The 17,667-nt window shown below is 59.5% G+C and carries 16 protein-coding genes and 2 pseudogenes; 9 read left to right on the plus strand and 9 right to left on the minus strand.

Annotated features, from left to right (window positions below; translation table 11 throughout):
- A partial coding sequence (locus tag C9413_RS12020; protein WP_281408636.1) for a M17 family peptidase N-terminal domain-containing protein occupies window positions 1–474 on the minus strand: 474 nt, incomplete at its 3' end.
- Between the two features lie 237 nt (window positions 475–711).
- On the opposite strand from C9413_RS12020, the gene C9413_RS12025 reads away from it, so the two are divergent.
- From C9413_RS12025 to rsmA, 7 genes are all read left to right on the plus strand, one after another.
- Entirely contained in the window at window positions 712–1,419 is a 708-nt protein-coding gene (locus C9413_RS12025) for a phosphatase PAP2 family protein (protein WP_039846702.1), read from the plus strand.
- A 94-nt stretch (window positions 1,420–1,513) separates the two neighbouring features.
- Window positions 1,514–2,692 (plus strand): LptF/LptG family permease, encoded by a 1,179-nt coding sequence (locus C9413_RS12030; RefSeq protein ID WP_039844464.1) that lies wholly within the window; start codon window positions 1,514–1,516, stop codon window positions 2,690–2,692.
- A complete protein-coding gene (lptG, locus tag C9413_RS12035; RefSeq protein ID WP_039844463.1) occupies window positions 2,689–3,777 on the plus strand; it encodes an LPS export ABC transporter permease LptG in 1,089 nt (362 codons plus the stop codon). The genes C9413_RS12030 and lptG overlap by 4 nt, the downstream gene beginning before the upstream one ends.
- Window positions 3,777–6,143 (plus strand): LPS-assembly protein LptD, encoded by a 2,367-nt coding sequence (locus C9413_RS12040; RefSeq protein WP_170250487.1) that lies wholly within the window; start codon window positions 3,777–3,779, stop codon window positions 6,141–6,143. Before lptG ends, C9413_RS12040 begins: the two co-directional genes overlap by 1 nt.
- 176 nt (window positions 6,144–6,319) lie before the next feature.
- Window positions 6,320–7,270: a molecular chaperone SurA gene (locus tag C9413_RS12045; RefSeq protein WP_039844461.1), complete on the plus strand. Its 951-nt coding sequence runs from the start codon at window positions 6,320–6,322 to the stop codon at window positions 7,268–7,270.
- A gap of 5 nt (window positions 7,271–7,275) precedes the next feature.
- Window positions 7,276–8,298 (plus strand): 4-hydroxythreonine-4-phosphate dehydrogenase PdxA, encoded by a 1,023-nt coding sequence (gene pdxA, locus C9413_RS12050; protein WP_039844460.1) that lies wholly within the window; start codon window positions 7,276–7,278, stop codon window positions 8,296–8,298.
- The gene (gene rsmA / locus C9413_RS12055) at window positions 8,298–9,125 is read left to right on the plus strand and encodes a 16S rRNA (adenine(1518)-N(6)/adenine(1519)-N(6))-dimethyltransferase RsmA (protein WP_039844459.1); all 828 of its coding nucleotides are present in this window, start codon (window positions 8,298–8,300) and stop codon (window positions 9,123–9,125) included. Before pdxA ends, rsmA begins: the two co-directional genes overlap by 1 nt.
- Here the strand turns inward: rsmA and gmk are convergent.
- The 7 genes from gmk to fabD all read right to left on the minus strand — a co-directional run bounded on the left by gmk (window position 9,122) and on the right by fabD (window position 15,613).
- Window positions 9,122–9,784: a guanylate kinase gene (gene gmk, locus C9413_RS12060; RefSeq protein WP_039844458.1), complete on the minus strand. Its 663-nt coding sequence runs from the start codon at window positions 9,782–9,784 to the stop codon at window positions 9,122–9,124. The genes rsmA and gmk overlap by 4 nt on opposite strands.
- Window positions 9,785–9,787: 3 nt before the next feature.
- A complete protein-coding gene (locus tag C9413_RS12065) occupies window positions 9,788–10,675 on the minus strand; it encodes a YicC/YloC family endoribonuclease (RefSeq protein ID WP_039844457.1) in 888 nt (295 codons plus the stop codon).
- A gap of 14 nt (window positions 10,676–10,689) precedes the next feature.
- Window positions 10,690–11,910, minus strand: a complete 1,221-nt coding sequence (gene mltG / locus C9413_RS12070) for an endolytic transglycosylase MltG (RefSeq protein ID WP_039846701.1) — start codon at window positions 11,908–11,910, stop codon at window positions 10,690–10,692.
- A gap of 116 nt (window positions 11,911–12,026) precedes the next feature.
- On the minus strand, window positions 12,027–13,289 hold the full coding sequence (gene fabF, locus C9413_RS12075; protein WP_170250488.1) for a beta-ketoacyl-ACP synthase II: 1,263 nt from the start codon (window positions 13,287–13,289) through the stop codon (window positions 12,027–12,029).
- An 88-nt stretch (window positions 13,290–13,377) separates the two neighbouring features.
- Entirely contained in the window at window positions 13,378–13,614 is a 237-nt protein-coding gene (locus C9413_RS12080; protein ID WP_022714691.1) for an acyl carrier protein, read from the minus strand.
- Between the two features lie 286 nt (window positions 13,615–13,900).
- The gene (gene fabG, locus C9413_RS12085) at window positions 13,901–14,638 is read right to left on the minus strand and encodes a 3-oxoacyl-[acyl-carrier-protein] reductase (RefSeq protein WP_170250489.1); all 738 of its coding nucleotides are present in this window, start codon (window positions 14,636–14,638) and stop codon (window positions 13,901–13,903) included.
- A gap of 30 nt (window positions 14,639–14,668) precedes the next feature.
- Window positions 14,669–15,613: an ACP S-malonyltransferase gene (gene fabD / locus C9413_RS12090; RefSeq protein WP_039844454.1), complete on the minus strand. Its 945-nt coding sequence runs from the start codon at window positions 15,611–15,613 to the stop codon at window positions 14,669–14,671.
- A 200-nt stretch (window positions 15,614–15,813) separates the two neighbouring features.
- On the opposite strand from fabD, the gene C9413_RS12095 reads away from it, so the two are divergent.
- Window positions 15,814–16,857 (plus strand): aldo/keto reductase, encoded by a 1,044-nt coding sequence (locus C9413_RS12095; protein WP_039844453.1) that lies wholly within the window; start codon window positions 15,814–15,816, stop codon window positions 16,855–16,857.
- A 62-nt stretch (window positions 16,858–16,919) separates the two neighbouring features.
- On the opposite strand, the pseudogene C9413_RS33250 reads toward C9413_RS12095, so the two are convergent.
- Window positions 16,920–17,164 (minus strand): annotated as a pseudogene (locus C9413_RS33250) (plasmid stabilization protein); the annotation flags it as partial.
- Window positions 17,165–17,496: 332 nt separating this feature from the next.
- On the opposite strand from C9413_RS33250, the pseudogene C9413_RS12105 reads away from it, so the two are divergent.
- A pseudogene (locus C9413_RS12105) lies at window positions 17,497–17,643 on the plus strand (30S ribosomal protein S6); the annotation flags it as partial.
- Window positions 17,644–17,667: the final 24 nt, after the last annotated feature.

The raw sequence follows: 17,667 nt of genomic DNA on the forward strand, positions 1-17,667 counted from the left end.
TATACTCTTCTTGGCCTTGCCGCTCGCCTTGTCCTCATCATCGGTCTTCTTCGTCTTGTAGGTGTCGAAGCTGTAGCCCCGCAGCAGCATGCCGAGCGCGAAATCGGCCCCGGCCCTGGCATCGACGCCAACGCCTGGCGCGTCGATGAAGACCATCGCCTTCTCGGCTCCCTTGATCTTCGAGGCAGCCGTACCGCCAGCCTTCAGCCAGTCATGCGCCGTCAGTTCTTCGGCCTTGCCGAGACCAACCACGATGACGCGTTCAGCCGGCGAGCCTTCAGGGGCGACAAGATCAAGCGTACTCACCGGTTTTGCCGAGAATTTGGCAATTTTTGCGGCTCTGGCGATGACACCGGCCGGGTCGGCGATCTCAGCTCCCGCAGCCGAATCGGCGTCGCTTGCCTTCAACAGAATGGTCAGTCCGCCGCTGATCTTGGCCGACTTTGAAAAAGAGATATCGAATTTGGCTGCCATGTTTTCTCCATTCGGATTCTGCGGAATCCAACCGGCGGCGATAATTTCGGGTTTCAGCGCCGAAAACAAGGCTTGATCGGGAAGCCATGGACAAATCGGCGATACCGAGTCAAAAAGCAACTGTGCTTGAAATGGTGCCGAAAACCACGAGAAGAATGCCCTGACGTGACCGCTAGTCTTGCAGACAAATTATCCGGCTCCCAAGTTCGCTTTCCGCCCAGCGCGGCAGCTAGTTTCATCGGCCTCTTCTGTCTGTGGTGGGCGCTGCTTCTAATATTCCATACCTTCCCGCAGGTCGACATCGTGGCCTCGTGGCATTTCTTTCTCGTCGATACCTGCAAAGCCTCGGACGCAGCGACACAGGTTTGCGGACATTTCCCCTCCCGTCAGACAGCCTTTTTGGACACGCTCAGAACGATCTTCTTCCGGCTGCCATATGTTGTGGCGGCCGTTCAACTCGCCATGCTGATCGCGTGCTACTGGCGTCACGGAGCAACGTTCAACGCGCTTCGGGCCCGAAATCTCAAGATCGCTCTGGCATCGCTGCTGCTCGGACCCGGCCTTATCGCGAACGTCATCCTCAAGGAGCATTGGGGCCGGCCGCGGCCGATCGAGACCCTCAATTTCGGCGGTACCCTCGATTTCGTGCAGGCGGGATCGCTTGCAGGAAAGTGCATTTCGAACTGCTCGTTTGTCTCCGGAGAGGCCGCAAGCGCCGGCTGGCTGCTCTGTCTCGTCATGCTGATACCACAGCCGGCACGAACCGGACTATTCCTGCCGATTCTGGCGATCTCTTTCCTCACGCCGCTGATGCGGCTTTCCTTCGGCGCGCACTACCTTTCCGATATCGTACTCGGCTGGCTATTGGCGATTGTCGTTTTTGCCGGCGTCTATGCGTTTACCGAATTCATCACACAGGCCCAAAAAATTCTGAATTTTGAATGAAATTTTGACACCTGCTTGTCGCAAAAGCGCAGCAAAGAGCTTAGATGGTTCCTGCTGCGATGCTTCCGCTTCGCAGGTGCGTTCAAGGGCAGGCATGAAACTACTTGAAATCTACATATTGCGGCGCGTCGGCCAGATGTTTCTCGTAGCGCTGCTGCCGGTGCTCGCGATCATATGGACGACCCAGGTCCTGCAGCGCATCAACCTGGTCACCGATAGCGGTCAGTCTATCGGCTCGTTCGCCAAGCTTGCGACGCTGATCCTGCCGTCGATTATTCCTGTCGTCTTGCCCTTCGCCCTTGTGATCGGTGTCACGCAGACGCTGACAACGATGAACAACGATTCGGAGCTGACCGTTATCGATGCGGCCGGTGCCAAGCGGAACATCATCATCCGGCCAATCCTGCTGCTTGCGGCTGTCATTAGCGCGTTCTCCTTCTTCGTCGACAACGTCGTCGAGCCGAAGGCAAAGACCGGTGCGCGCCAGATGATTGCGGCGGCCTATGCCGATCTTCTGTCCACCGTCATCGAAGAAAAGAACTTCCGCAGGATCGATGAGGGTCTCTATGTGCAGATTTCGGAGCGGCTGGCCGGCCGCGTGTTGAGGGGCCTGTTCGTCGTCGACGAGCGCGATCCTGCCTTCGACATGATCTATTATGCGCGCGAAGGCGCCGTCGATGATACGGGAACCTCGCTCATCATGCGCGACGGCGAGGTTCAGCGCAAAGCCCGCGACGGCAACGTCTCGATTATCAAATTCGACTCCTATTCTTTCGATCTCTCCGATCTGACGCAGAACCGCGGACAGGCGACGCTCCGCGCAAGCGACCGCGACCTGGGCTTCCTGCTCAATCCGGATCCGGCCGACAAAGATTACATCGCCAGGCCGCAATCATACCGCGCCGAACTTCACAGACGGCTGACGGACTGGGTTCTGCCTTTCGTTTTGGCGCTGATTTCGCTGGCGATCGCCGGTGACGCGCGTTCGCATCGCGAGGCGCGCCTGCACCCGATGGTCACGGCTTTGACCTTTTCCTTTGCGTTGCGCTGGGCGTCGTTCTACGCCGCGAATCAGATCGACACCAATCCGTTTTACATCGGCGTGCTCTATGCGATTCCGGTCGTGGCCGGCGTCGCGGCGAGCGGCTTCCTCAATCTGCACAAGCGCCTTTCGATTCCGGCCGCCGTGGGCGAACGTGCCGCCGGCATCTGGCACAGAATCGAACGGCGACTGCCTTCTGCGGTCGGAAAGACGCCCGGAGGCAGCGCATGATCTTCGGCACCTTGGGACGCTACTTCTTCCGCCGCTATCTTGCGATAACGATCTGGTTCTTCCTTGGAATCATCTCGATTGTCTTTCTTATCGATTTCAGCGAGACGGCAGGCCGAATGTCCGGGCTTCCGGGCTATACCGTTGCCGGCGGCCTGTTGATGACGGCCGTCCGACTGCCGCTCATCATCCAACAGACCGTTCCGTTCATTGCGCTCTTTGTCGGAATGACGGTGCTGATCGGGTTGAACCGCAAGTATGAACTCGTGGTGGCACGCGCAGCCGGTATATCGGTATGGCAGTTCATGTCGCCCTTCATCGCCGGCGCCTTCCTGCTCGGCATCCTGACGATGGCGGTCATCAATCCGCTCGCGGCCTGGGGCCAGCGTCAGGCCGCACTGGTGGAGACCGATTGGCGCGGCCAGGAGAAGGCCACAAGCAGTAAGCCGCAGGTTCCCTGGCTGCGCCAGATCAGCGGAAAGGACGACGTCATCATCGGCGCTCGTACGATTCAGCAGAACGGAACACTGCTGATCGATGCCGTTTTGATCCACTTCGATTCGGATGGCCGCGTGATTCTGCGCCAGGATGCAGCTTCCGCAAAATTGGAAGATGGTTACTGGCTCCTTAAGAACGTTACCGAGCGCCGGCCGGGCGAAATCGCAGTCCGCAAGGATACGGTCCAGCTTCGCACCAATTTGAAACAGGACTTCGTCCAGGAGCGCCTGACATCGCCTGAAACCATTGCTTTTTTTGATCTTTCCAATCGAATAGCAATTGCAAAATCCTTCGGTGTTCCGACGAAGGCGCTGGAGACGCAATTTCACTCATTGCTGTCTCAACCACTGCTGCTTGTCGCGATGACTCTCATTGCTGCAACAGTGTCTTTAAAATTTAGCCGGTTCAACCAGTCGAGGTCGGTGATTCTGGGTGGAATCCTTTCGGGCTTCGTGCTTTATGTCGTCAACGTGCTTGTAAAAGCATTTGGAAGCAGCGGAGTCGTACCGCCTTTCGTGGCGGCGTGGATTCCGGTCGTCGTCGCGCTGGCTCTGGGCGCAACGATTCTGCTTCATCAGGAGGACGGCTAGTGGCGGCAGGCGACCGCAAGACTTTTAGTAAACAGTTGGTTGCCCTGCTCGCAGGGGCGACTCTGCTTGGCTATTCTGGAAGCATTCCTGCGGTGTTCGCGCAGGAGAATTCGACGTTGCAGAAGCTGCAGCCGAAGATCGATCCCGAAGCGAAAATGATGCTTTCGGCCAACGAGCTCGTCTACAACAGGGACCAGCAGATCGTCTCCGCAGTCGGGGGCGTCCAGATCAACTATGCGGGCTACAAAATGGTGGCCCAGCGCGTGGAATACAACCAGAAGACGGGCCGCATGATGGCGGTCGGCAATATCGAGCTGATCAGCCCCGACGGAAACCGCATGTATTCCGACAAGCTCGATGTGACCGACGACTTCGCCGAAGGCTTCGTCAATGCGTTGCGTATCGAGACCACGGACAACACACGCATCGCGGCCGAAAGCGGTGAGCGCGTCAACGATAACTTGATGATCCTCAACAAGGGCGTCTACACCGCATGCCTTCCCTGCGCCGAACGGCCGGAACGACCGCCTTTTTGGCAAGTCAAGGCCGAGCGGGTCATTCAGAACGGCGAAAAACATACTATCCGGCTGGAGAAGGCACGCTTCGAATTGCTCGGCCATCCGATCGCCTTCCTCCCCTGGATCGAGGTCCCGGACCAGACGGTCAAGCGGAAGTCCGGCTTTCTGTTTCCGAGTTTCAGTACATCGGAGAACCTCGGATTCGGGGTTACCGTTCCCTACTACTACGTCTTCTCGCCCAGCATGGACCTGACGGTCAGCGGCACCGGCTACACGAATCAGGGCTTCCTGCTCGACGCTGAGTTCCGGCAGCGTTTCGAGAACGGCACGCATACCCTGCGCGTAGCGGGCATCAACCAGATGCACCCAGAGAGCTTCACCGAGGGCACAAGCGACCACGAGGCCGATGACCGCGGAATGATCGGATCCAAGGCAGAGTTCAAGATCAATCCCCGCTGGGCATTCGGCTGGGATGTCATGGTGCAGAGCGATAATAACTTCTCGCGTACCTACGAACTCAAAGGGTTCAACGAGACAACCCATGTCAACCAAGTCTACCTGACCGGCCTCGGCAAGCGGAATTACTTCGACATCAGATCGTTCTACTTTGACGTTCAGGACTCCGATCCGCATAGCGAGGAAGAAAAGCAGCAGGCGATCGTCTATCCGGTGATAGACTATCATGCTGTGGCTCCGCAGCCGCTGGCCGGTGGCGAATTGTCGCTCGACGTCAACTTCACGAATATTTCGCGCACCCATGACAGTTTCTTCGACAATCCGGCAGGTGATGATCGCTTCTCACTGAAGGGGCAGACATCGCGTCTGACCGGCGAACTCGAGTGGAAGCGAACTTTCGTGACGCCGCAGGGCGTACTCATTACGCCTCTGCTCGCCGCGCGCGGCGACGCACTGGCGCGGAATGTGGACGATCCCAACTCCATCAGCGGGACGTCCGTATACAACGGCGACTTCGAAAACGGTGATGGCGCAACGCGCGGGATGATTACCGCCGGCCTGGAAGCGCGCTACCCGATTCTGATGACGACGGCCAACAGCACGCATGTCCTTGAGCCGATTGCCCAAATCTACGCCCGTCCCGATGAGTCTCTGGCGGGCGCCCTGCCCAACGAGGACGCGCAGAGCTTCGTCTTCGACGCGACGTCGCTCTTCGAGCGCGACAAGTTCTCGGGTTACGATCGCATCGAGGGCGGCACGCGTGCCAATATCGGCTTCCAGTACACCGGCACCTTCGACAACGGCTACAAACTTCACGGCATTTTCGGCCAGTCCTATCATCTTGCTGGCCAGAACTCCTTCGCCACGGACGATCTCGTGAATGCGGGAGCGAATTCGGGTCTTGAGACCGACCGTTCCGACTATGTCGGGCTGGGCGGCATCGAGACGCCGCAGGGCCTTTCCCTCGCCGCCTCGTACCGTCTGGACGAGAAGGATCTCTCATTTCGCCGCGGCGATCTGACGGCCGGATTCCAGACCGATACATTCCAGAGCCAGCTTCTTTACACCCATATTTCATCTCAGCCGGATTACGGCTCCGCCGAAGACGGTGATGAAATCCAGACCAAGGCAACGGTCAAGTTCAGGGACTACTGGTCCGTCTTCGGCGGCATTGCGTGGGATCTCAACAACGACGTCGTCAGCAGGAAGACTCTCGGCCTCTCGTATGAAGACGAATGCACGATCTTCACGATCGCCTATACTTCAAAACGCGATACAAGCGACGAGTCGGCAAGCGACTGGAGCATTGGCGCCAGACTTACGTTCCGCACCCTCGGCGATGTCAACGTCGGATATTCTGACGATATCGAAAAGAATATCTACAATAATTGATTGCGATATTGGACGGCGAAATAAAGCGAGCCTTTCTTTCGCCGCAACACTATGCAGGACATTGCCGTCAATTAAGGTTATGAGGCATAGGAATGTCGCTTGGGGGCGGCTCCGACCTCGGTAAAGCTGTGTTCACGCGCACTTGCTGCCGCAGCGTCTATGGGAAGGATCGACACATGATTGGCGCGAGAAAGACTGTTACGACTCTATTTGCCGGCGCTGCGTTCTGCGTGCTCGCTGCGCTTGTTCAGCCACAAAGCGGTTCCGCATTTGCAGCCAGCGAAGTCAAGGCCGTCGTCAACGGGGTGGCACTGACCACGGGCGATGTCGCAAGGCGCCAGGCATTCCTTCGTCTCCAACATCAGAAGGCCGATGCGAAGACGGCGGAAGAATCGCTCGTCGAGGAGACCCTGAAACGTCAGGAAATCTCGCGCGTGCGCATGTCCGTCTCCAAGGAAGAAGTCGATGCGTCCTTTGTGCGTTTTGCGTCGGGAAACAAGCTCTCCACCGAGCAGCTTACGCAAATTCTCACTCAGGCCGGGGTCGGTGCCGATCATTTCAAGCAGTATATTGCCGTGCAAATGAGCTGGCCGCGCGTCGTCAATGCGCGCTACGGGTCGAGCGCCCGCATGTCGAGCAGCGACCTTGTCAGCCGCATGATGGAAAACAATAAGCAGAAGCCGGTCACGACCGAATATATGCTTCAGCAGATCATATTCGTGGTGCCGCAATCGAAGAAAGGCATAACGGGCAAACGCAAGAGCGAGGCCGAAGCCTCCCGTTCGAAATTTCCAGGCTGCGAACAGGCAAAGGTCTTTGCAGCAACGATGCGTGACGTATCAGTCCGCGAACTCGGCCGCGTGCTGGCACCGGAACTTCCGGCCGAGTGGAAGCCGCTGATCGAGCAGGCCAAGGGAAATACCACGGCGACCCGCGTGACAGAAAAGGGCGTGGAATATCTTGCAATCTGCAGCCAGCGCGAGGTATCCGACGACACCGCCGCTGAGATCGTGTTCCGCCAGGAGGATCTCGACAAGGCCAAGGCTGGCAAGAGCGCCCCGGAAAACGAAAACGCTACCAAATATCTCGAAGAGCTGCGCAAGAAGGCGCAGATCATCTATCGCTGACCGCCGTGGCTACTCCGTTTTCGCGCCCCCTTGCGCTGACGCAAGGCGATCCGGCCGGCATCGGCCCGGACATAACCCTGATGGCCTGGCTGAGGCGGCGTGAGCTCGGCCTGCCGGCCTTCTTTCTGATCGGCGATCCTGATGTGCTGGCGGCAAGAGCACGGCAGCTCGATCTTTCCGTCGTGATAGCCGAAGCGAACGCCGCAACGGCCGCGGATGTCTTTGCCGGTGCTCTCCCCGTCCTGCCTGTTCCTGCGGGCGTCGAGGTGGCTGCCGGCGAGCCGCATGTCGCGACTGCAACGGGTACGATCGCTGCGATCGAAACGGCCGTATCGCTCGTCGTCAAGGGCGAGGCAGCGGGAGTCGTCACCAATCCCATCGCCAAAGCTGTTCTTTACGAGGCCGGCTTCAAGTTTCCGGGGCACACCGAATTCCTTGCTGATCTCGCGAGCCGCGCGACCGGCAATCCGGTCAGGCCGGTGATGATGCTTGCCGGACCGAAGTTGCGGGCGATACCAGTTACCATTCACATCCCGATCAAGGACGTGCCGCAGGCTTTGAGCGGTGAATTGATCGCAGAGACCTGCCGTATCGCGCATTCCGATCTCAGGCGCCGCTTCGGCATCGAAAGGCCACGCCTTGCCGTCGCCGGTCTCAATCCGCATGCCGGCGAAAACGGAACGATGGGGCGCGAGGACGAAGACATCATTCATCCCGCCATACAGCTTCTGCGCTCCGAGGGCATCGACGCGATCGGCCCCCTGCCCGCCGATACCATGTTCCACGACGAGGCTCGCGCCCGGTATGATGTCGCGGTCTGCATGTATCATGATCAGGCCCTGATCCCGGTCAAGGCGCTCGGCTTCGACGATTCCGTCAATGTGACGCTCGGCCTGCCTTTCGTGCGGACATCGCCGGATCATGGCACAGCCTTTGGCATTGCCGGCAAGGGCATCGCGCGCGAAAATAGCCTGATTGCCGCCCTCAAGCTTGCAGCCCATCTCAGTCGTCCCGCGGAACACCGCTGATGGCTGCGCTCGATGGTCTGCCGCCGCTTCGCGACGTGATCCAGCGTCACGGCCTCGACGCGCGCAAGGCACTCGGGCAAAACTTCCTTCTCGACCTCAACCTGACGCAAAAGGTTGCCCGCACGGCAGGATCGCTTGAAGGCTGCACCGTCTTTGAAGTGGGACCTGGACCCGGCGGGCTGACGCGCGCCATCCTGGCGCTGGGCGCGAAGAAGGTGATTGCCGTCGAGCGTGATCCGCGCTGCCTGCCAGCACTGGCGGAAATATCCGCTCATTATCCTGGCAGGCTCGAGGTCATCGGCGGCGATGCGCTGAAGACCGATTTCGAGGCGCTGGCGCCTGGGGGACCCGTCAAGATCATCGCCAACCTTCCGTACAATGTCGGCACGCAACTGCTGGTAAATTGGCTGCTGCCAAAAGAGTGGCCGCCGTTTTGGGAATCCTTGACGCTGATGTTCCAGAAAGAAGTCGGCGAGCGCATAGTCGCTGAACAGGATGACGACCACTATGGCCGCCTCGGCGTACTCTGCGGCTGGCGCGCCGATGCCCGCATGGCTTTCGACGTATCGCCGCAAGCCTTCACGCCGCCTCCGAAGGTGACATCGACGGTGGTGCATCTGACGCCGAAGGCAAACCCCATCCCCTGCGCCGTCGCCAATCTTGAAAGAGTAACACATGCGGCCTTCGGTCAGCGGCGCAAGATGCTTCGCCAGAGCCTCAAGCCGCTCGGCGGCGAGAGCCTGCTCAACAAGGTGGGTATAGACCCGCAGCGCCGCGCCGAAACACTATCCGTCGGGGAATTCTGCCTGCTCGCGAATTCGCTTTAAAGAACCGGCGTCTCTTCCAGCAGTTTGGTGACGAAATCGTAGATGCCGTGCCGCCGGTCGCGGCGCAGGCGCTCGGCCTTCACGATCGCCTGCACGGCGTCGAAGGCAGTATCGAGATCGTCGTTGACGATGACATAGTCATATTCCCGCCAATGGGCGATTTCGGCGCGCGAATTGGCAAGCCGCTGGGCGATGACCTCTTCCGAATCTTCCGCGCGGCGGTGAAGCCGTGATTGCAATTCGGTCATCGTCGGCGGCAGAACGAAGATGGATACGACATCTGCCGACATCTTCTCCTGCAGCTGCTGGGCGCCTTGCCAATCGATGTCGAAAAGCATATCGCGGCCTTCGGCCATCGCTGCTTCCACCGGTTCGCGCGGCGTGCCGTAGAAATTGCCGTGCACTTCAGCCCATTCCAACAGCGCATCGGAATCGCGCAGTCGCTCGAATTCGCGGATGCTCTTGAAGTGGTAGTGAATGCCCTCGACCTCGCTTGGGCGCCGCTGGCGGGTCGTCACGCTGACGGAGAGGCCGATCTGGCTATCCTGGGCAAGCAGCGTCCGCGCAATCGTCGACTTTCCCGCGCCCGAAGGCGACGAGATGACGAGCATCAGACCGCGGCGAGCGATCGGAACGGGCGAGGCTTTCGCCGGCTTCATGTCCTACTCCAGATTCTGGACCTGTTCGCGGAACTGGTCGATGACGACTTTCAGTTCGATGCCCGCGGCAGTGACCGCCGAGGCATTCGACTTCGAACAGATGGTATTCGATTCGCGGTTAAATTCCTGTGCAAGGAAATCGAGCTTGCGGCCGACCGGGCCGCCGCGGTCCAACAGATCCCGTGCGGCCGCGACATGCGCCTTCAGCCGGTCGATTTCCTCGCGCAGATCGGCCTTCGTCGCAAGCAGAGCCGCCTCCGCATGCAGCCTGTCGCGGTCGAGCGCGCCCGCTCCGTCCATCAGCAAGGCAACCTGCGCCTTGACGCGCGCGGAAATCTCCTGCGGCGTGCGCGACGGGTCGCGTTCGATCACGTGCGTCAGGTCCTCGATCGTCGAGACATGATTGAGCAGCACGCGAGACAGAGCAGCCCCCTCCTGTTCCCGCATGAGCTTGAGGTCAGCAAGTGCAGCCAGCAGGCCCTTGGTGACGTCCGCATCGCGGGCGGCGATTTCTTCTTCGCTGTCCTGCGTCTCGCGAAACTCGACGAGACCGCGGATCGAAAGCAGCGTATCGAGGGTCAGAGGCGCCGGATCGATGACGCCTGCAAGCTGGTCACGCATTGCAAGCACATTGGCCAGAGCGTCCTGATTGAGAACCGTTTCGAAGCGGTTTTCGGCTGCCGAAACCGAGAGGTTGGCCTGCATGTTGCCGCGGCTGAACTGTTCGCCCATAATGCGGCGAACATCTGTTTCCATGCGCTCAAGGCCCGGCGGCAGGCGAAGGCGCAGGTCGAGCCCCTTGCCGTTTACCGACCGCAGTTCCCAAGCCCAGCGCCAGCGCCCGCTCGTTCCCTCGCGCCGCGCAAAACCGGTCATGGACTGCAAAGCCATCCGAGCCTCCGAAATCAGTTCGTCTTCTTTTTCTTCTGCTGAGCCGCCGGCTCGGCCTGGGCCTCCGGCTGGCCGTCAACCACGATATTCGGATCGGCGCCCTTGTCAGCTTCGAGCTTGCGCCAGCGCTTGACGTTGGCATTGTGCTCTTCGAGCGTCGCCGCAAAAACGTGGCCGCCGGTGCCGTCGGCAACGAAATAGAGGTCCGCCGTCTTCCAGGGATTGGCCGCTGCTTCCAGGGCATCACGGCCGGGATTTGCGATTGGCGTCGGCGGCAGGCCCTTGATCATGTAAGTGTTGTACGGCGTTTCCTTCTTCAGGTCCGACAGGTAGATCGGCCGGTCGGCAGGCTTGCCGTCACCACCGAAGAGGCCGTAGATGATCGTCGGATCGGATTGAAGCCGCATGCCTTTGGCGAGCCGGTTGAGGAAAACGGATGCGACATGCGCGCGCTCGTCGGGAATGCCAGTCTCCTTCTCGACGATCGAAGCAAGTACGACGAACTCTTCCTTGGATTTCAGCGAGACCGAAGGATCGCGTTTCTCCCAGATCTGGTCGACGAGCTTTTTCTGCTCTGCAGCCATCTGGTCGATGATCTCGGAGCGTTTCGTGCCGCGGGAGAACTTGTAGGTATCGGGACGCAGGCTGCCTTCGGGCGGCAGCGCCGTCGGCAGCTCGCCTTCGAGGACGGTATCCCCGCTCATGCGGTTGAACATCTGGCGCACCGTCAGGCCCTCCGGGAAGGAGATCGAATAGAGGATCGATTTACCGGACTTCAGCAGTTCCATGATGTCGTTCATGGAAGCCTTCGCCTTGATCTCGTATTCGCCGGCCTTCAGGCTCTCCCCCTCGTTCAGGTATGTCGCCGTGAGATAGCGGAAGATGCGGGCGTCGGAGACGATGTTGTTGCGCTCAAGATTGGTGGCGATTTCCGAAAGGCCCGCGCCGTTGCGCACGATGAAATTGGTGTTCGTCTCCAACGGACCGGGGTCCTGGTAACTGGAGATCGCGTAGTAAAAGGCGAAGATGCCGGCGGCGCAGGCAAGCACGACCATCGTCATCAGGAAGTTCAGGAAGATGACGACCTGGCTGCGCGCCTTCTTCGAGCGCTTCGGCGGCTCCGGAACGCGTTCCGGGCGCAGCGCTTCATTGGGCGACTTCGGAATGATCGGCCCGTTCTGCGCCGGATGGCCGTTGTGGCCCGCCGCGTCGTTGCTCTGATTCGTATCGCTCACCGGCAATCCTCTAAACTTGGCCCTGTCCGCTGTTTTAAGAAGCAATACGGCAAAAAACAGGTAGGCCACCCTCGCGAAAGGTACTTGCCCGTCCTCCGTCCTGTCAAAAACCGCCTTCAGGCAGTATAGCGGCGCAGCACCAGCGATGCATTCGTACCGCCGAATCCGAAGGAATTCGAGAGCGCAACATTGATTTCTCGCTGACGAGCCTTGTGCGGGACAAGATCGATCGCCGTTTCGCGCTCGGGATTATCGAGGTTGAGCGTCGGCGGAGCGACATTGTCGCGGATCGCAAGCGTCGCGAAGATCGCCTCGATGGCCCCGGCTGCGCCCAGCAGATGGCCGGTCGCCGACTTGGTCGAAGACATCGAAATCTTCGATGCCGCATTGCCGACCAGACGCTCGACGGCGCCAAGCTCGATCGTATCGGCCATGGTCGACGTGCCATGCGCATTGATATAATCGACATCTGCAGCCGTCAGTCCGGCGCGCTTCAGCGCCATGGCCATGCAGCGCTGCGCCCCGTCACCGTCTTCCGCCGGCGCAGTGATGTGGTAGGCGTCGCCCGAGAGGCCATAGCCGACGATTTCGGCGTAGATCTTCGCGCCACGCGCCTTGGCATGTTCCAGCTCTTCGAGAACGATGATACCGGCACCTTCGCCCATGACGAAGCCGTCGCGGTCGCGATCGTAGGGACGCGATGCTTTCTCAGGATCGTCGTTATGCTGCGTGGAAAGCGCCTTGCAGGCAGCAAAGCCCGCAAGCGAGATGCGGCTGACCGGCGATTCCGTCCCGCCCGCGACCATGACATCGGCATCGCCGAGCGCGATCATACGGGCAGCATCACCGATGGCGTGCGCGCCAGTCGAGCAGGCGGTGACGACCGAGTGGTTCGGCCCCCTAAGCTTGTGGCGGATCGAGACCTGGCCGGATACGAGGTTGATCAGGCGGCCGGGAATGAAGAAGGGCGAGATGCGGCGCGGGCCCTTATCGCGACGCGTGTAACCCGCCTCGACGATACCCTCGATGCCGCCGATGCCGGAGCCGATCAGCACGCCGGTCGCGATCTGGTCCTCGTCGTTCTCTGGATGCCAGCCGGCGTCATTCAGCGCCATGTCGGCAGCGGCCATGCCGTAGATGATGAAGGGATCGACCTTGCGTTGTTCCTTCGGCTCCATCCAGTCATCCTGGTTGAAGGTGCCCTCTGTACCATCACCAACCGGAATGCGGCAGGCAATCTTGGCAGGGAGATCGTCCACCTCGAATTCGGTGACAAGGCGGGCGCCGCTGCGGCCGGCGAGCAACCGCGACCACGTCACTTCAGTTCCGCATCCCAAGGGTGATACCATACCGGTACCTGTGATGACGACCCGTCTCATCGACAGCTTCCCCGCCTGTTCTTTTGCTAAAGCAATGCACAAACAAAAAGGGCGGACTCATGGCCCGCCCTTTGAAAATCACACAGGATTAAGCCTGGGCCTTTTCAATGAACTTTACTGCGTCGCCGACCGTGAGGATCGAGTCTGCTGCGTCGTCTGGAATTTCTACGCCGAATTCTTCTTCGAAGGCCATGACCAGTTCGACCGTGTCGAGCGAGTCAGCGCCCAGATCGTCGATAAAGCTGGCGCTCTCGACAACCTTCTCGGCATCGACGCCAAGATGATCAATAACAATTTTCTTTACGCGTTCTGCGATATCGCTCATGTCGGTTTCCTCGACCTTATATCCTGATGAGAATGCCTTCCGGCATCCCTACCCTGGTTCAGCCTTCGGCGCCTTTTCGGCACTTTCAGCAAACTCGTTAGCCCGGCTCTCTAAGATGTTCCCCGCTGGCAAAACGCCCGCCGGTCCGCCTTGTTTCCCGGAACGACTGTGACAGTCATGGCCCGCTTAACACGGTTTATGTCTGCCGCAAAGCCTGAAAATCAACCCTGTTCCATTGCTCAACACGCTATTCCGCCGAAAAACGCAAACAGGGCCAGTTTCTGTTTCAGATCATGGCCATGCCGCCGTTTACGTGCAGCGTCTGACCCGTCATGTAGGCGGCTTCGGAGGAGGCGAGATAGGCAACGGCGGACGCCACTTCGCCACCCGTGCCCATGCGTTTCATCGGGATTGCGCCCATGATCGCTTCCTTCTGCTTGTCGTTCAGCTTGCCGGTCATGGCCGATTCGATGAAGCCCGGCGCGACGCAATTGACGGTCACGTTGCGGGTCGCGATCTCCTGGGCGAGCGACTTGGTGAAGCCGATCATGCCGGCCTTGGAGGCGCAGTAGTTCGCTTGACCCGGGTTGCCGGTGACACCGACCACCGAGGTGATGTTGATGATGCGGCCGTAGCGACGGCGCATCATCGGATGCGTCAGCTCGCGCGTCAGGCGGAACATCGCTGTCAGGTTGACCTCGATGACGTTATCCCAGTCCTCGTCGCTCATCCGGACGAAGAGGCCGTCCTTGGTGATGCCTGCGTTGTTCACCAGAATATCGACACCCTCGAGCTCGGCCTCGGCCTTGACGCCGAGTGCCTTGACCTCGTCACGGTCGGAGAGGGTTGCCGGGAATATCTTGACGCGGTCGCCAAGCTCGTTTGCCAGCGCTTCGAGCTTTTCGACGCGCGTGCCGTGAAGGCCGACGACGGCGCCCTGTTTGTGGAGAATGCGGGCGATTTCCTCGCCGATGCCGCCAGATGCACCGGTGACGAGCGCCTTGCGGCCGGAAAGATCGAGCATGGATGCGTTCCTTATATCTGGTGAAACCAATCAGGCCATGAGGGCGGCGACGGCCGCGTCGATATCGGCGGGCGTATTGACGGCAATGCCGTTCACCGTCTTGTCGATGCGGCGCGCAAGGCCGGTCAGCACCTTACCAGAGCCGAGTTCATAAAGCGTCGTGACATTGTTTGCGGCAAACCATTCCACCGTTTCGCGCCAGCGGACCTGGCCCGTGACCTGCTCGACGAGAAGCCTGGCTATCTCATCGGCGTCTGTCACCGGCGCGGCGCGAACGTTGGCGATCAGTGGCACGACCGGGTTGGACTTTGAAACGCCCGCGAGCGCTTCGCGCATCGCCTCGGCAGCCGGCGCCATCAGTGAGGAGTGGAAGGGAGCGGAAACCGGGAGAAGGATCGCACGCTTGGCTCCCTTCTCGGTTGCCAGTGCCGCGCCTTTTTCGACTGCGGACTTTTCGCCGGAGATGACGATCTGGCCGCCGCCGTTATCGTTGGCGATCTGGCACGCACCAGCGGCCGACGCAGCTTCGCAAACGGCCACGACATCGGCATGTTCCAGCCCGATGATCGCCGCCATGGCGCCAACGCCGACCGGAACGGCAGCCTGCATGGCGTTGCCGCGAATACGCAGTAGACGCGCGGTTTCGGCGAGTGAGAAAGTGCCGGCGGCGCAGAGTGCGGAATATTCGCCGAGCGAATGACCGGCAACGTAGGACACCTTCGACTTGGGGTCGAGACCCTTTGCCTGAAGGACACGGACCACCGCAAGCGATACCGCCATCAGCGCCGGCTGGGCATTGGCCGTCAGCGTCAGCGTATCTTCCGGCCCTTCGAACATGATCGTTGAAAGCTTTTCGCCGAGCGCATCGTCAACCTCTTCGAAGACGGAACGGGCCTCGGAAAAATTTTCCGCGAGTTCCTTGCCCATGCCCACGGCCTGGCTTCCCTGGCCGGGAAATGTGAAAGCGACGGTCATCTAATGTCCCTTATTATGTCAATTTGGACTATTTCGCCTCCAATTGACGTTCTTGCGGGCAGAGTCAATAGCGCTGCCAGGGTCTCCAGAGCCTTCGCAGGCGCGAAAAGCCGCGATTTTTTCCTTGCGCCTGGTCAATTCGCGCCTAAATTTGCGCCGCCCTCCCCGGCTAGCTCCGCTCTTCCGTTTTCAAGGTTCCCATGAAGTTTAATAGATTAGGCCGCACCGATATTTCCGTTTCGCAAATCTGCCTCGGCACCATGACGTGGGGCACGCAGAACACCGAAACCGAAGCGCACGAACAGATGGATTACGCCGTCGAGAAAGGCGTCAACTTCTTCGATACCGCCGAGCTTTACCCGACAACTCCCGTTTCGGCGGAAACACAGGGGCGCACCGAGGACTATATCGGCAGCTGGTTCGCAACGACCGGCAAGCGCAACGACATCGTGCTGGCGACAAAGGTCGCGGGGCCTGGACGCTCCTATATCCGGGGCGGGGAAGGTGCCGACGCCAAGAATATCAAGCTTGCCGTCGAAGCGAGCCTCAAGCGGCTGCAGACCGATTACATCGATCTCTACCAAATCCATTGGCCGAGCCGTGGGCATTTCCACTTCCGGCAGAACTGGCATTACGACCCCTTCAAGCAGGATCGGGCAAAGGCTGTCGCCAACATCACCGATATCCTCGAGACGATGGATATGCTCGTGAGGGAAGGCAAGGTGCGCGCCGTCGGCCTGTCCAATGAAACTGCATGGGGCACGCAGAAATACCTGACGCTCTCCGAGCAGAAGGGCCTTCCACGCATCGCCAGCATCCAGAACGAATACAGCCTGCTCTACCGCCACTTCGACCTGGATATGGCGGAACTGTCGCATCACGAGGATGTCGGCCTGCTCGCCTATTCACCGCTTGCGGCTGGCCTGCTGACCGGAAAATATCTGGATGGCGTCAGGCCGGAAGGATCGCGCGCTACGATTAACGGCGATCTCGGCGGCCGGTTGCAGCCGCTGCAGGAAGCGCCCACCAGGGCCTTTGTCGAGATTGCAGCGAGGCACGGACTTGATCCGGCAGCCATGGCGCTTGCCTTCTGCCTCACCCGCCGCTTCATGACCTCTGTCATCATCGGCGCAACGACGATGGAGCAGCTGAAGATCGATCTGAGCGCGGTCGAGGTGAAACTCCCGAGCGACGTCCTCTCCGAGATCGAAAAGGTCCACAGGCAATATCCGATGCCGCTGTGACGAGCGCTGCTGACTTCGCATAAACCAAGCCCGGAACATCTGCTTCCTGCGGCTGCGGAGAATTAAAGGTCTATCCCCTTGTGAAGACTGCGTCCTTCCTTGATGAACGCTTCCAGATCGGTGCCTGTCGCATGCCTTTCGGCCAGGCGCTTATAGAAAGCCGGGCCGGGTTCCGGGCTGGCCTGTCGGATCTCATCGAATTCGAAAGCGCTCACGACTATATCGGCGACAGAACGGTTTTCACGGTGCGCAAGCCCGTGGAAAAGATTATGGGCCTGGCACTGCGAGCAAAAAGCCGAGGTTTAGCCGTGGAAAACTCCTTTCTGACGTAGAAGAATTTGCCCTCAAGATGACTGTAACGGCAAGATGGCCCTGTCTAATTGTATCCGAACGCTTGCCTTTCGCCGAAAAATCCGTATAAGCGCCCCTGTTCGCAAACCCGGTCTTCTGGCTGGTGGCTGAACGGAGGGCCGGTTTCTTTGGAAATCGTTCGGAACGGAAGCGTTCCAGCCTCCCGTGTCTCCGCTCTCGACCGTCTCGGAAACGCTTTCTTGCCTGGGTTCAGCCCAATCAGGAGCAGTCGTTGAGGCTTAGCCGCCGAATATCGGGTTGAACCAACGCAAGAAAGGCAAAGCTGTCATGGCTCTTTATGAACATGTATTCCTTGCCCGGCAGGATATTTCCGCTCAGCAGGTCGATGCCCTCGTAGAACAGTACAAGGGAGTGATCGAAGCTAAGGGCGGCAAAGTAGGGCGAATCGAAAACGGGGGAGTTAAGTCACGTAACTAACGCATCAAGAAGAAGCGAAAG

This window comes from Rhizobium sp. SEMIA 4085 (assembly GCF_013004495.1).
GTDB classification, from domain to species: Bacteria; Pseudomonadota; Alphaproteobacteria; order Rhizobiales; family Rhizobiaceae; genus Rhizobium; species Rhizobium gallicum.